This is a genomic window from Streptomyces sp. NPDC031497, assembly GCF_055580905.1.
Window position 1 is genome coordinate 470,331 of sequence record NZ_JBVIKO010000003.1, and the last position, 13,553, is coordinate 483,883.

The 13,553-nt window shown below is 71.4% G+C and carries 11 protein-coding genes; all 11 read right to left on the bottom strand.

The genetic code is table 11. From position 1 onward, the window contains the following. Window positions 1–268 precede the first annotated feature (268 nt). A complete protein-coding gene (locus ACZ5K7_RS08095; protein ID WP_351691564.1) occupies window positions 269–586 on the bottom strand; it encodes a DUF4387 domain-containing protein in 318 nt (105 codons plus the stop codon). A gap of 2 nt (window positions 587–588) precedes the next feature. Then, the gene (locus ACZ5K7_RS08100) at window positions 589–1,950 is read right to left on the bottom strand and encodes an acyclic terpene utilization AtuA family protein (protein WP_468911757.1); all 1,362 of its coding nucleotides are present in this window, start codon (window positions 1,948–1,950) and stop codon (window positions 589–591) included. 26 nt (window positions 1,951–1,976) lie between these two features. Then, window positions 1,977–3,293, bottom strand: coding sequence for an MFS transporter (locus ACZ5K7_RS08105; RefSeq protein WP_468911760.1), 1,317 nt, complete (start codon window positions 3,291–3,293; stop codon window positions 1,977–1,979). A gap of 93 nt (window positions 3,294–3,386) precedes the next feature. Then, on the bottom strand, window positions 3,387–4,103 hold the full coding sequence (locus ACZ5K7_RS08110) for a GntR family transcriptional regulator (protein WP_351691555.1): 717 nt from the start codon (window positions 4,101–4,103) through the stop codon (window positions 3,387–3,389). Between the two features lie 106 nt (window positions 4,104–4,209). After that, on the bottom strand, window positions 4,210–5,637 hold the full coding sequence (locus ACZ5K7_RS08115) for a sensor histidine kinase (protein WP_468911764.1): 1,428 nt from the start codon (window positions 5,635–5,637) through the stop codon (window positions 4,210–4,212). Then, window positions 5,634–6,335, bottom strand: coding sequence for a response regulator transcription factor (locus tag ACZ5K7_RS08120; protein WP_468911767.1), 702 nt, complete (start codon window positions 6,333–6,335; stop codon window positions 5,634–5,636). The genes ACZ5K7_RS08115 and ACZ5K7_RS08120 overlap by 4 nt, the downstream gene beginning before the upstream one ends. Further along, window positions 6,332–8,557, bottom strand: coding sequence for an MMPL family transporter (locus tag ACZ5K7_RS08125; RefSeq protein WP_468911770.1), 2,226 nt, complete (start codon window positions 8,555–8,557; stop codon window positions 6,332–6,334). Before ACZ5K7_RS08125 ends, ACZ5K7_RS08120 begins: the two co-directional genes overlap by 4 nt. Window positions 8,558–8,918: 361 nt before the next feature. Next, window positions 8,919–10,307: an FAD-binding oxidoreductase gene (locus tag ACZ5K7_RS08130; RefSeq protein WP_468911773.1), complete on the bottom strand. Its 1,389-nt coding sequence runs from the start codon at window positions 10,305–10,307 to the stop codon at window positions 8,919–8,921. Further along, entirely contained in the window at window positions 10,304–11,413 is a 1,110-nt protein-coding gene (locus ACZ5K7_RS08135; RefSeq protein ID WP_468911776.1) for an acyl-CoA dehydrogenase family protein, read from the bottom strand. The genes ACZ5K7_RS08130 and ACZ5K7_RS08135 overlap by 4 nt, the downstream gene beginning before the upstream one ends. Further along, window positions 11,410–12,411, bottom strand: coding sequence for an ABC transporter substrate-binding protein (locus ACZ5K7_RS08140; RefSeq protein WP_468911779.1), 1,002 nt, complete (start codon window positions 12,409–12,411; stop codon window positions 11,410–11,412). The genes ACZ5K7_RS08135 and ACZ5K7_RS08140 overlap by 4 nt, the downstream gene beginning before the upstream one ends. A gap of 31 nt (window positions 12,412–12,442) precedes the next feature. Beyond that, a complete protein-coding gene (locus tag ACZ5K7_RS08145) occupies window positions 12,443–13,543 on the bottom strand; it encodes an LLM class flavin-dependent oxidoreductase (protein WP_468911782.1) in 1,101 nt (366 codons plus the stop codon). Window positions 13,544–13,553: the final 10 nt, after the last annotated feature.

A 13,553-nucleotide genomic window follows, 5' to 3' on the forward strand; every position in this document is an offset into this window, starting at 1 on the left:
TATTTACTCTTAGCTTGAAGTATTGGAGCGCTATGGTTGCTACAACCTTGAAGTTACTGAGTGGAGTGATGTATCGATGAACGCCTTCTTGTGGATCCCCCTTGCCGGTCCCGCACAGCAGGCAACGACTCCGCGCTCCGCTTCAGAAGAGAGCACCTGCCATCGGCCCGCCGCGCACGGTGGCGCGGAATTCACCCGGTCGGCGGAGCGCGGAACTCTCCCGCTCTGATCCTGGCCGGCCGGGGCGTACGCCGGGCGACATACCGGCTCAGGAAAGTTCGGGCAGTTGAAGTTGCATCAGCGGGGCGTACTGCTGGCCGGCGTAGCAGTCGCTGTCGTGCAGGTCCCCCTGGACGCAGGGGCGCGGCAGAGAGACCTTGACCGCGAGGGCGAGAGGATGGTTCACCACCAGGATCTCGTCCTCGTCGGCGTTGAAGAGCCCGGCGAACAGGGTGGGGTTGAGGATCCCGGTGTCGGTGAGCGCCTCGTAGGTGTGCTGGTCGTGGCACATGAAGTCGAAGGTGAGGGTGAAGGGCCCGGCGTTCTTGGAGCGCACGAGGGAGCAGTAGTCGAGCAGCGTGGCCATGGTCAGACCTCTTCGGTGGTGGTGCGGAACAGTTCGGTGGGCGTGACGCCGGTGGCGACGTGGTTGAGGGTGAAGCGATAGAGCGGGCCTCGGTCCGTCTCCGGCGGCGAGTAGGGGTAGGCGAGGGTGGACACCAGGCCGTCGTACTCGGGGATGGGCAGGTGCGAGGAGGCGTGGGCGACGAACGTGGAGATGGCGTGGGCGGTGTCCTGGTCGGGTGCGGTGACGGTGATCAATACGCCGAGTTCCTGCGGCTGCAGGGGGCTGGGTTCGGTGCCGGCCAGGACCGTTCCGGTGCCGTAGAGGCGGTATTCGATGTCGACGGTGTCCGGGTCGACCCGGCCGTCGAACACGTCGAGGATCTTGGTGTCGAAGTACTTCTTCGCCATCGGCAGGAGCTCGGGGAGACGCTCGATGACGACCTTGTCGCGGACGCCGCCGACGATGACGGTCTGATAGCCGACGAGTTCGGCGCCTTCGAGCTTGTTGGTGTAGCCGTCGGCCTCGAGGTAGCGGGCCCCGCTGACGCGCACGGTCCGCTCGTCGACGGCTTCGTAGGTGGCGTGGGTGGTGTCGAGGGTGCCGGAGGGCTCGGCGATGCGGAACGGGTCGGCGTTCTCGTACAGCGTGTGTGCGGCGACCGAGCGCGGGGTGAGTCGGCTGCCTTCGGCGAGGGTCGTCACGTCGAAGTGATCGTCGCGCAGGGTCACCAGGAGACCGTTGGCGTCGGGCGGGATCGCGCAGGCGGCACCGCATTCGACGGTCTTGGCCATGTGCCAGGTGAGACCGGGGTCGGCACCGTGCATGTGGGGCAGGGCCGCGAACAGGGCGGTGTCGCTGGCCCGTCCGGCCAGGATGACGTCGCAGCCGTCGCGCAGGGCTTGCTGAATGGGTTCGACGCCCATCATCGCGACGGTGTGGCTGCGCTCGAACAACTCCCGCTCGATGAGGGGGGCGTGGGCGAGCGGTCGGATGCGGCCCTGGTCGTACAGATGCTGGAGGCGCTCTGCCGGTTGGTCGCTGTAGATGAGGCCGAGCTTGAAGTGCAGGTTCTCCTCGGCGGCGATGGTACGGGCCAGGTCGGCGACCAGGTCGACGCCGTCGTCGCGTCCGCTGGTGCCGCAGGAGCCGATGATCAGCGGTACTTGGAGTATTTCGCGGGCCCGGAGGAGCAGCCGCAGGTCGCGGGTGACGGCCTGGGCGGAGAGTTTGGGGGTGCCGGAACCGAGGGCGGCGGGGCCGGAGTCGGTGGAACCGGCGTCGCAGGCGATCACGTGCGGGCCGGCGGCCACACCGCGATCGAGGGCGGTGGTGTCGAAGCCGGCTCCGAGGGCTCCGGTCGGGGCGAGGATGCGCAGGTCCATGCGGGCTTCCTTCGGGTGGGGTGGGGTCAGGAGGGGGCGGGGGCCGTGCGGGAGGCGCGGCGGGCCACGAGGGTGAAGACGGCGAAGGTGACGGCGCCGAAAGCGGCGGCGTTCAGGAGCATGTAGCGCCAGCCGGTGAGGTCGACCATGACGCCGAGGAGGGCGGGGCCCAGCGCCATGCCGGAGGCGGAGGCCACCGTGTACAGGCCGGTGTAGGCACCCAGGACACGGTTGCTGGGCGCCAGGCTCCACAGGGCGACCAGGCCGTTGACGGAGAAGACGGCATAACCGATCGAGGCGATGGCCACGGAGACGGCGGTGAAGGCCGGGGTGGGAGCGGCGAAGCCGACGAGCAGGCCCGCCACGAACAGGGCGATGCCGTAGCGGATCATGCGGAGCTCGCCGAGCCGGTGCGAGAGGTAGGCCAACGGCACGACGCAGATGAGGAACGCGATGGCGCCGGGCAGGGCGATGCCGCCGGCCGCGCCCCGGGACATGCCCAGGACCTCGGTGCCGTACGGGGTGGTCAGCGAGCGCAGCGCAGCCCACATGCCGGCGAAGCAGAAGATGCCGGCCATGAGCAGCAGCCGGACCCGGCTCGGTTCCCGTACCAGGTCCTTGAGGACCGCCCACGGCGAGGAGAACGGGTCGGCCTGCTCGGCGGCGGTGTCCTCGCGGCGCAGCGCAGCGGGGTGTCGACGGCCCAGGAAACGGTAGGACAGGACCACCATGACGATCATCAGGAACGGTGGGATGGCGAAGGCGGCCTTGAGGCTGTGGTCCACCACCAGCAGGCTGATGAGGGCCGAGACGATGATGGTGAGGCTGACGCCGGCCTTGATGAACCCCTGGGCCTTGCCGCGCTGCCCGGGCGCGACGTAGTCGGACACCAGCGTCTCGGTGACGCCCTTGAAGGAGTTGGCGGTCAGGCCGAACGCGAAGATGCAGAGCATCAGCATCGGCAGGCTGGTGGCCCACGGGATCAGTGCGAAGGGCACGGCCGCCACGCACGCCCCGGCCACCACGATGGGCCAGCGTCCGGTGGGGCGCCGGGCCAGCCGGTCGGAGATCAGGCCCATCCAGGGCTGGACGATGACGCCGAGCCCGGTGTCCAGGCCCATGGTCAGGCCGATCACGGCGGCGGAGGACACGAAGTTGCGCAGTTGGGCGGGGACTTGCGCGTCGTAGAAGTTCCACACCGACTCCTGGGCGAAGATCGCGAGGGCGACCCACAGGACGGCGGTCCCGTTCATGCGCGCCGGACGTCCGGCCGCGAGGGCGGCCTCGAGCGCGGCCGGTGCAGATGCCGAGGCGGGGGGCTGGGGTGGTTCGTCGTGCAGCATGGCGGCTCCTGTGCCATATGCTATAGCAACATGGCGGTCGGCTCGCCGACGACCTCCCGAGGGGCCGGCGGGCAGGCAGCTGAAGGAAAGGGGTCAGGTGGTGGACAGCTGGACGAGTGCGGCGCGGTGGTGGGCGGCGGCCAGCTGTTCGGCACGGTCCTCGTCGCGCTCCAGAAGGGCGTCCAGCAGAGCGCGGTGCTCTCGGTAACGACTGCGGAAGCTGTCGGCCCGACCGGGGGCCAGCTTCACGGTCAGGTCGAGGCGTTCCTCGTCGCTGAATGCGCGGGCCTGGGCCAGCAGGCCCTCCAGCACCGGATTGGCCACGCACGCCTCGACCCGGTGGTGGAATTCGCGCAGCAGCCGGAACACGGCGGTGACCTGGTCGGCCACCGGAGCGTCGACCCCCTGGTCGGCCAGTGTCCGCTCGATCCCGGCGACCAGGTGGTCGGCGCGGTCCAGGAGACCGACGAGTTCGGTCAGCTGGGCGGCCGTGGCGTTGCGGGCCGCGAGCCTGGCCATCAGGGCGGACAGGCGGACCTCGGCCTCGACGATCTCGCTGCGGGCGGCGGCGGAGTGGTCGGCGATCCGCAGCGCGCGCGGGCCGACGCGCTCGACGACCTTCTCGTGCACCAGCTGGCGCAGCGCCTCCCGGATCGGGGTGGGGCTCACTCCCAGACGAGCCGCGAGGTCCCGCTCGGTGATCTTCTCGCCCGGCCGCAGGGCGCCCCCGCGGATCGCGTCGCGCAGCCGCCGGTAGGCCTGGTCGGCCAGCGAGGTCGTCTCCATGGGGCCGAGGGTGTCCTTGGTCATGCCGCCAGACTGACTCCTGCTATAGCAAACAGTCAATGGGTTCATTGCTGATTCCTTATGGGGAGGTTGCCACGACGCGTCCCTGACCACCACGCGGTCCGTGCGATCAACGTGGTGGCGGCAGGGCGGGGAGCGTGACGGTGACGGTGGTCCCTGAGCCGGTGTGCGAGGCGATGCGCACGGTGCCGTGGTGGGCGTGGACGACCGCCTGGACGATGGCCAGGCCGAGTCCGGAGCCGCCGCGGGCCCGGCCGCGGCCGGCCTCGGCCCGCCAGAACCGGTCGAACACGCGGGAGAGGTCCTTCGGTGCGATCCCGGGCCCCTGGTCGGCCACCCGGATGACGGCCTCGCCGCCGGACGACTCGAGGAAGACGTCGATCGGGGTGCCGGCCGGGGTGTGCTGGACGGCGTTGCCGACGAGGTTGTTGAGGACCTGCTGGAGCCGTGGGGCGTCTCCGCGTACGTGGACGGGCGCGTCGGCGTGCAGGTGGATGGTGCGGTCCGGGGCGACGACGCCGGCGTCCTCGACCACGTCGGTGGCCAGGCGCCGCAGATCGACGCGCTGTGCTTCCAGGGGGCGTCCGGCGTCCAGGCGGGCGAGCAGGGAGAGTTCCTCGACGAGCAGGCGCATACGGCCGACCTCGCCGTCGACCCGTTCCAGGGCCCGGTCGAGCTCGGCAGGGGTGGTGAGGCCGCCCTGGTGGTAGAGGTCGAGCCAGCCGGAGACGGTCGCAAGGGGGGTGCGCAGTTCGTGGGAGGCGTCGGCGGCGAAGGCACGGATGTTGTCCTCCGCGCGCGCCTGGGCGTCGAAGGCGGCGTTGACGGCGGTGGCCAGGCGGTCGGTCTCGCTGCGGTCCCCGTAGGTGGGCAGGCGTTCCTCGCGGGCGCCGGAGGCGATGGCGTCGGCGGCATCGGCCATACGGCCCAGCGGCCGCAGGCCGAACTTGAGGATCAGCAGCCCGGTGGCGACGGCCAGGGCGAGGGTGACGCCGACGATGGTGGCCTGGCTGGAGACGAAGTCGGTGACGGTGGCCCGGTCGATGTCGGTGCGCACGGTGAGGATGACCGCGGAGGCGGTGACCTCCCCTTCGGATGTCCTCACGGTCAGGCCGCTGGTGGGGATGCGCAGTGCGATCAGGTCGGGCACCGAGGGGTCGTCCTTGATGGTGACGACCTGGTCGAGCCGGCCGGCGGTCAGGCCGTTGATCGCCCCGGGTACGCCGTCCCCCGCCTGGTCGGCGACCGTGCCGTCGGGTCCGATGACGGTCATGCCGAGGATGGGCGAGATCAGAGCGGACAGCTGGGTTCCGTTGACCGTCTGGGGGCCGGCGGCGAGTAGCCGGTGGACGCGGTCGCCGGATGCCCGCAGGGATGCCTCTGCCCGGTGATCCAGGTAGTGGCGCAGGGTCACGGCGCCGGCGACGGAGTTGCCGATGAGGCCGGCGGCCAGCAGGACGAGGACGCCGATGAGGATCCGCCCGCGGATGGTGGCGAGCCGGCGGGGTCTGAGCGACGAGAGGCACGGTCCTTTCATGAGGCGTGCCGCCGCAGGCTGTAACCGATGCCGCGGACGGTGTGGATGAGGGGTTCGCGGCCGTGGTCGAGTTTGCGGCGCAGGTTGGACACGAAGCGTTCCACCACGACGGAGTCACCGCCGAAGTCGTACTGCCAGACCGCCTCCAGAATCTGCGAGCGGGTCATGACATGGTCGGGATGCGAGAGCAGGTAGCGCAGGAGCCGGAACTCGGTGGGTGACAGGTCGACCGTGTCACCGCCGCGGTGGACGGTGTGGCGTTTGTCGTCGAGTTCGAGGTCGGCGTAGCGCAGGATGCCGTCATCCGCCGCGGCACCCGCGCTGCCGCGTGAGCGGCGGATCAGGGCCTGCAGACGAGCGGCGACTTCGACGACGCTGAAGGGCTTGGTGACGTAGTCGTCACCGCCGAGCCTGAATCCCCGGACACGGTCCTCGATGGCATCCCTGGCGGTCAGGAACAGTACCGGCACAGTGACACCGCGCGAGCGGATCAGCTGCAGCACCTCGAAGCCGTCCCCTCCGGGCAGGCCCACGTCCAGAACCATGACGTCCGGGGTGCGTTGCGCGAGATGCGTGAGAGCCTGGGGCACGTTCTCGGCGAGCTGGACGTCGAAGCCCGCGAAGCTGAGAGCCGAGGCCATCAGGTCGCGGATGCCGGCGTCGTCCTCGACGACGAGGACCGTGTCCGGGGAGTTCATGAAGAGACGTCCTGCCGGGGGCTGAGGGGATAGACCACGGGGGCGGATACCGGTTCATTCTCGTCCAGGTGTGCCCCTTCCACATCCAGGTCGGGCAGCCACTTGTCCAGGCGGCGCGGCAGCCACCACGCGCGGTGGCCCAGCAGCGACATGACGGCCGGCACCAGCGTCATCCGGACCGCGAACGCGTCGACGAGGACACCGACCGCCAAGGCCAGCGCAATCGGCATGATCGCTGGATCGTGGCCCAGCAGGAAACTCGCGAACACGGCCACCATGATCAGCGCCGCGGCGGTGACCACCCGGGAGGCGTGCCGGGCCCCGCCGATGATCGAAGCGTGGGCTCGCCTCGTCTTCACGTACTCCTCGCGCATGGCCGAGACCATGAAGACCTCGTAGTCCATGGCCAGGCCGAACAGCACGGCCATCACGATGATGGGCACGAAGCTGGCGATCGGCCCGGTGGAGGGCACACCGAGCGCTCCGGCGAGCCAGCCCCACTGGAAGACGGCGACGATCGCGCCGAAGGACGCGCCGACCGACAGCAGGAAGCCGACGGTGGCCTTGACAGGGATGGCGACGGAACGGAACGCGGCCATCAACAGCAGGAGCGAGAGTCCTACCACGACGAGGGCGAACGGCAGCAGGGAGGCACTGAGCTTGTCGGAGACCTCGATGCTGACGGCGGTCTGGCCGGTGACGGCGATGTGGCTGCCGCTCTGTGCCGCAAGCGGGGTGACCCGGTCCTGCAGCCGGGTGACCAGGTCGCTGGTCGCGGGATCACGCGGCCCGGTGTCGGGAATGACCTGGACACGCGCGGCGGCGCCGTCGCCGGAGTAGTCGACGGGGGTGATGCGCGCGATGCCCTTGACGGTGGCCAGGTCCTTGGCGACCTTCTGGCCGGTGGCCTTGAGAGTGCCGGACGGCGCATCGGTGACCAGCACCACGAGGGGGCCGTTGGCGCCGGGGCCGAAAGCGGCACCGATCTTGTCGTAGACCTGGCGCACAGCGGTCGACGCCGGTTCGCTGCCGTCGTCGCTCAGGGCGAGCTGGAGCTGGGTGGCGGGCACGGCGAGCGCGGCCAGCGCCAGGGTGACGGTGACGACCGCCCGCCACGGACGGCGCACGACTGCCCCGACCCAGCGCGCCCCCATCGAGGGCCTGGCGGCGGGATCCTGCGAGCTGCGCATCCGGCGTACGGCCCGTGAACCCGGCTTCGGGCGCAGCCTCTCCCCGGCGACTGCCAGGAGCGCGGGCAGCAGCCCCAGTGACATGGCGACCGCGACGGTCACCGCCGCCGCGGCGCTCAGGCCCATCGAGGTGAGCACCGGAACCCCCGCCACCGTCAGACCGGCCAGCGCGACGACCACGGTCAGACCGGCGAACGCCACCGCGCTCCCGGCGGTCGCGGTCGCACGGGCCGCGGCATCCTTCACGCTGCGGCCCTGTGCCAGCTCGGCGCGGTGGCGCGAGACGATGAACAGGGCGTAGTCGATGCCTACCGCGAGGCCCAGCATGACGGCGAGCGTCGGGGCGTTGTCCGAGACGCTCAGGACCGAGGACAGGCCCATCAGCCCCGTCATGCTCGCCACGACCGCGAGCAGAGAGGTGACCAGCGGCATTCCGGCGGACAGCAGGGAACCGAAGGTGATCGCCAGAACGGCGAGCGAGACGAGTACGCCGATCCCCTCCGTCGGCCCCACCGGGGGCTTGGACTGCTTGTAGGCGTCGCCGCCGAAGACCACGTCGATGCCTGCGGCGCGGCTGCCGGCCGCCGTGTCCCTGAGGGCATCGAGGTCGGCCTGGGGAACATCCTGGTCCTTGGCCGTGGAGAACTGGACCTGGGCGACAGCCGTCCGCCCGTCCGGCGACACGGCTTGGCCGCGCAGCGGGTCACTGACCGACGTGACACCGGGCACGGTGGCGGCAGCGGTCAGCGACTGCTTCAGCGCGGTGACCTTGGCCGGGTCTTTGAACGAGGTGCCCGTCGGCGCCTCGAAGACGATCTCCGCGCTCTGGTGGTCGGACGACCCGAAATGCCGGTCCATCCTGGTCAGGGCGCTCTGGGCGGCCGATCCGGGGATGTCCGACTTGGAGTCGAAGCTCCCCGCGAAACCGACTCCCAGAGCGGCAGTCGCAGCGACGACGAGCAGCCATACGGCCAAGACCGTACGGCGACGGCGTACCGCGAACACCCCCCATCGGTGCAGCAGTACAGCCATGATCACGGTCCATTTCCGTCGAGAGGCGTCAGCGAAGCCCTCAGCAAAGCTCTGCCGCTTGACGGTTCTGCCTGGCACAACCTGACGATTCCTTGACGGTTCCGGCTTCGCCGATCGCTTCGCGTTCTCGCCCGCCGTTGCGGCAGCCGTGTTGGGCAGACCGTGATCTGCGACGGTGTCGCGGGGAGGGGAGGCGGTTTCCGGCTTCAGGGACGGCAGGGCGATCCCCGCCGCCGTCAGCGCTCCGCGCAGTACGTCGACCGCCTCGACGGCCGTGTTCGGCACCGACGCCCAGAACCTGGTCAGCCGCGCCCGCCGGGCCCTCCGCCCGACCTGACGGACGGCGCACGCCCCGGGCGGTTCACAGGGCCTTGCCCGGGTTGAGGATCCCGTGCGGGTCGAAGGCCTGCTTCAGGCGGCGTTGCAACGCGTGTGCGGCCGGGCCGAGTTCGTCGGCGACCCACTGTCTCTTGAGGACGCCGACCCCGTGTTCGCCGGTGAGGGTGCCGCCCAGGCGCAGGGCCAGCGCGAAGATCTCGCCGGCCGCCTCCCAGGCCGCGTCCGGCAGCCGGTCCAGGGCCGGGTCGACCACGATGATCGGGTGCAGGTTGCCGTCCGCCGCGTGGGCGATGGTGAAGACGGGCACCTGGTGGCGGGCCGAGATCGCGCGGATCTCACGGGCCGCCTCGGCGAGCCGGGAGCGGGGTACCGCGATGTCCTCGATGAGGGGACGGCCGAGGCGCTCCAGCGCGGGGAGTGCCTGGCGGCGGGCGGCGAGCAACGCGTCCGCCTCGGCCGGGTCGTCGGTCGTCCGCACGCTCGTGGCCAGCGGCACGAGCAGGTCCGCCACCGCTCGCGCCTCGGCGGCCGCCCCGACGCCGTCGCACTGCACGATCAGCAGGGCGGCCCCGCGCTCGCGCAGGGCCGGGTCGACGGCTTCCAGCACCGGTCCGTCGACCAGTTCCGCGAGGGCCGGGACCACCCCCGCCCGGGCGATCGCGTACGACGCCTGTGCCGCCGCCTCGAAGGTGGCGAAGTACGCGGCCAGTGTCGCCGTGGCGGCGGGCAGCGGACGCAGCCGGAGCGTCGCCGAGGTGATCACCGCGAGGGTGCCCTCCGAGCCGGTCAGCAGCGCGGTGAGGTCGTATCCGGTGACGCCCTTGACGGTACGGCGACCGGTGGCGATCACCGTGCCGTCCGCGAGGACCGCCTCCAGGCCCAGCACGCTGTCCCGGGTCACGCCGTACTTGGCGCAGCGCAGCCCGCCCGCGTTGGTGGCGATGTTCCCGCCGATCGTCGACAGTGCCGCGCTCGCCGGGTCGGGCGCGTAGCGCAGTCCGTGCGCGCCCGCCGCGCGGTCCAGCTCCGCCGTGATCACGCCCGGTTCGACGACCGCGAGCTGGTCCTGCGGGGACAGTTCGAGGATGCGGTTCATCCCGGACAGGTCCAGGACCAGGGAACCCTCGCCGGCCGTCGCCCCGCCGGACAGGCCGGTGCCCGCGCCCCGGGCCACCACCGGCACCCGCAGGGCGTGCGCGTGCCGGAGGGTCACCGTCACGTCCTCGGTGCGCCGGGCGCGTACGACGGCCAGCGGCAGCCCCTCGGGGCGGGTGCCGGAGCGGTCGGTCGTGTGCGCGGCCAGGGTGCGGGGGTCGGTGGCCAGCCGGTCGGGCGGCAGGTCGCGGGCGAGCAGGCCGAGCAGCCGGGCGGGGGCGGTGGTGGTGGTCGAGGTGGGGTCTGCGACGGTCACGGGTTCAGGGCCTTCGTTCCGATCGCCAGGAGGGAGATGTCCTCCTGGGGCGCGTGCACCGGCGCGCACTGGATGTCGCGGAAGTGCCGCTCCAGGGGGTTGCCCCGGGCCAGGCCGGGGTTGCCGAGCAGGCGTACGGCCAGTTCGACCGCACGTACCGCGTGCCGGTCGGCCAGCACGCGGGCGCCGAGGGCCTGTTCGGGGGTGTACGCCGGATCGGCCGCGTCGACCCGGGCGGCCCCGTCGAACACCAGCTGTTCGGCGGCCGTGAGCAGGACCTCGATCTCGCCGGCGGCCCTGCGGAAGCGTTCCGTACGGGCCACCGGGTGCCCGAGGTTGGCGGGCACCCGCGTCCGCGCGAACGTGTGGAAGAAGGCCTGCGCCGCCCGGGCCACGCCCAGGTACAGCGCCGCCAGCGGCAGGTGCAGGGACGCGCCCGCGCGGTTGTCCTGCTCGGCGGCGGGGCCGTGCGGGCCGATGCCGATGACGTGCTCGTACGGCACCTCGACGCCCCGGAACGTCACGTCGTGGCTGCCGCTCGCCCGCAGCCCCAACTGGTCCCAGCGGCCGGTGATCCCGATACCGGGTGAGTCGCCCGGCACCAGGAAGGTGCCCACCCTCGGCTCCGGTTCGTCGGTCGTCGCCCACACCAGGAACCAGTCCAGGCCCTCCGCGCCGGTCACGAACCTCTTGGTGCCGCTGATCGACCAGCCGTCCGGGGTACGGCGGGCGAGGGTGGCCGGCAGGCCGCCCCGCGCGGGCGAGCCGAGTTCGGGCTCCACGCGCGCGTGGTTGAGGAGAACGGGCCGTTCCCCGGACTCCTTCAGCACGCGCGCGTACAGCTCTTCCGGCCAGTGCGGGCGGGCCGCCTGCCGGGCGTGGGTGGCGAGGGTCATCGCGGTGATCAGGGCGACGGACGGGTCGCCCCGGCCGATGGTGTGCAGGATGCGTGCCGTCTGCTCGACGCCGGCGCCCTGGCCGCCGTACTGCCGGCCGATCGTCGCGGTCAGCCAGCCCGCCTCGTGGACCAGCTGGAGGGACGAGGAGGGAAACGCGCCGGAACGGTCGTGCTCGGCCGCCAGTTCGGCTATGCGGTCGACGGTCACAGGGCCTTCCTCAGGTCGGTGTTGAGGGCAGTGGTCCAGAAGGACTTCACGTCCAGGTGCGTGGAGAGGGCGCCCAGCTCCGTGAAGGCGTCGGCCACCTTCTGCTGGGAGGCGACCGCCGTGTCGTCGACGGTGCGGGCCCGGGTGGGGCGCTGCTTCTGCTGGGCGGCCAGGTCCTGTTCGGCCTGGGCGATGGGCTGGTGGGTGTTCTGGGCGACGACCTTCGCGAAGTCGGCCTCGCGGCCGTCGCGGACGTAGGCGTACGCCTTGCTGATCCGGGCGATCAGGTCGGCCGCCGCGGCCTTCTGCGCGGAGCTGCCCAGCACGCTGTCGCGGGCCGACCAGAGGAAGTTGCCGGACAGGATGTCCGCGCCGGAGCCGACGGTCGTGGCGCCCTGCTGGTGGGCGGTGATGATCGAGGTGCCGTAGGAGGCGAAGGCGTCGATGCTGCCGCCGTTGAGGGCGGCCAGGCCGTCGTTGGGGAGGAGGGGCTTGGCGTCGATGTCGGACCATTTCAGGCCCGCCTGCTTCAGCAGCTCGTAGAGGAAGTAGTGCGCGGTGGTGTTCTTGACGTAGCCGACCTTCCTGCCCTTCAGGCCTGCGATGTCGGTCACCTTAGAGTCCTTGGGGACGACGACCTCCTGGTTGAGGGTCGAGCCGCGCTGGACGGCCACGACCTTGAAGTTCGGTCTGCCGTCGGCGGCCGAGAAGACCGGCGGGATCTCGCTGGAGGCGGCGAGGTCCAGGGCTCCGGCGCGGACGGCCTGGAGTTGCTGGTCACCGCCTTGGAACACGCTCCACTTCACCTTGTAGGGGGTGTCGTCGAGGTGGGCGAACTTCAGTACCGCCTCCTCGACCTTCCAGCCGGTGGCGCCGACGCGGAGGGTGACGTCGTTCTCGGAGTCGGCCTGCGCGTTGCCGCCGCAGGCCGCGGCGAAGGGCAGCAGGAGGGCGGTGAGCAGGGCGGCGGGCGCGCGCAGGGCGCGGTGCAACAACACGGGGTCTCCATGGGTGCTCGCAGGTGGGGTGTCAGGCGGCGTGGGCGGTCGCGGCGCGGTGGGCCAGTTCCTGGCGGACCAGGGGGAGGATGTACCGGGCGTAGTCGATGGCGTCGTTGAGCGGGTCGTAGCCGCGGATCGACAGCAGGTCGCAGCCGATGTCGACGTAGTCGAGGAGGGCCTGGGCGACCGTCTCGGGGGTGCCGACGAGGGCGGTGGAGGCGCCGGCCGCGTTGGTGGCGACCGCGGGGGCGGTCCACAGGCAGCGGTCGTGGACCTCGCCGCGCTCGGCGATGTCCAGCAGCCGCTGGGAGCCGACGTTCGCCGGACGGCCTGTGGTGCGGTAGTGGCGGAGCTGTTCGGTGGTGCGGGCCTGGTCCTTGAGGACGCCGAGGGTGCGGTGGGCCTTCTCCCAGGCGAGTTCCTCGGTGGGCGCGATGATCGGGCGGAACGACACCCAGATCCGGGGGTGCGGGCGGCCGGCCGCGTCGGCGACCGCGTTGACGGCGGCGATCTGCTCGGCCGTCTCCTTCAGCGGCTCGCCCCACAGGCCGAAGATGTCGCCCTGCTGTCCGCCGACCCGGTAGGCGTCCTGGGAGGAGCCGCCGACGGAGATCGGGACCAGGCCGTGCACCGGCTTCACGTCCGAGTGGTAGCCCTCGAAGGTGAAGTACTTGCCGTGGTGCGAGACCGGGCCGTCGGCCTGCCAGACCTTCCGGAGGATCTGGATGTACTCGTCCGAACGCTCGTACCGCTGCGCCTTGTCGAGGTAGTCGCCCTCGCGGTGCTGCTCCTCGTCACTGCCGCCGGAGATGATGTGGAGCGTGAGGCGGCCGTCGCTGATCCGGTCGAGGGTGGCCAGGGCGCGGGCCGCGTGGGTCGGGAAGATCACGCCGGGGCGGTGGGCGAGGATCGGGCGGACGCGTTCGGTGTGGGTGGCGACGAACTGGGCGACCTGGAAGGCGTCCGGGGAGGCCGAGTGGTAGGCGACCAGGGTGTGGTCGAAGCCTCCGTCGTCCAGGGCGCGGGCGTACCTGCGCAGGTGGTCGACGTCGAGGCCGGTACGGCCGGCGGCGGCGGGGCCGGAGGCTCCGGCGTCGGTGTGGACGGCGCTGATGAACTCGACGGGCATGGTGGACTCC

What these genes read in the sequence shown, in the direction of transcription:
- ACZ5K7_RS08095 (WP_351691564.1), bottom strand. Translation starts at nt 586, where the DNA reads ATGGCCACGCTGCTCGACTACTGCTCCCTCGTGCGCTCCAAGAACGCC.
- ACZ5K7_RS08100 (WP_468911757.1), bottom strand. Translation starts at nt 1,950, where the DNA reads ATGGACCTGCGCATCCTCGCCCCGACCGGAGCCCTCGGAGCCGGCTTC.
- ACZ5K7_RS08105 (WP_468911760.1), bottom strand. Translation starts at nt 3,293, where the DNA reads ATGCTGCACGACGAACCACCCCAGCCCCCCGCCTCGGCATCTGCACCG.
- ACZ5K7_RS08110 (WP_351691555.1), bottom strand. Translation starts at nt 4,103, where the DNA reads ATGACCAAGGACACCCTCGGCCCCATGGAGACGACCTCGCTGGCCGAC.
- ACZ5K7_RS08115 (WP_468911764.1), bottom strand. Translation starts at nt 5,637, where the DNA reads ATGAAAGGACCGTGCCTCTCGTCGCTCAGACCCCGCCGGCTCGCCACC.
- ACZ5K7_RS08120 (WP_468911767.1), bottom strand. Translation starts at nt 6,335, where the DNA reads ATGAACTCCCCGGACACGGTCCTCGTCGTCGAGGACGACGCCGGCATC.
- ACZ5K7_RS08125 (WP_468911770.1), bottom strand. Translation starts at nt 8,557, where the DNA reads ATGGCTGTACTGCTGCACCGATGGGGGGTGTTCGCGGTACGCCGTCGC.
- ACZ5K7_RS08145 (WP_468911782.1), bottom strand. Translation starts at nt 13,543, where the DNA reads ATGCCCGTCGAGTTCATCAGCGCCGTCCACACCGACGCCGGAGCCTCC.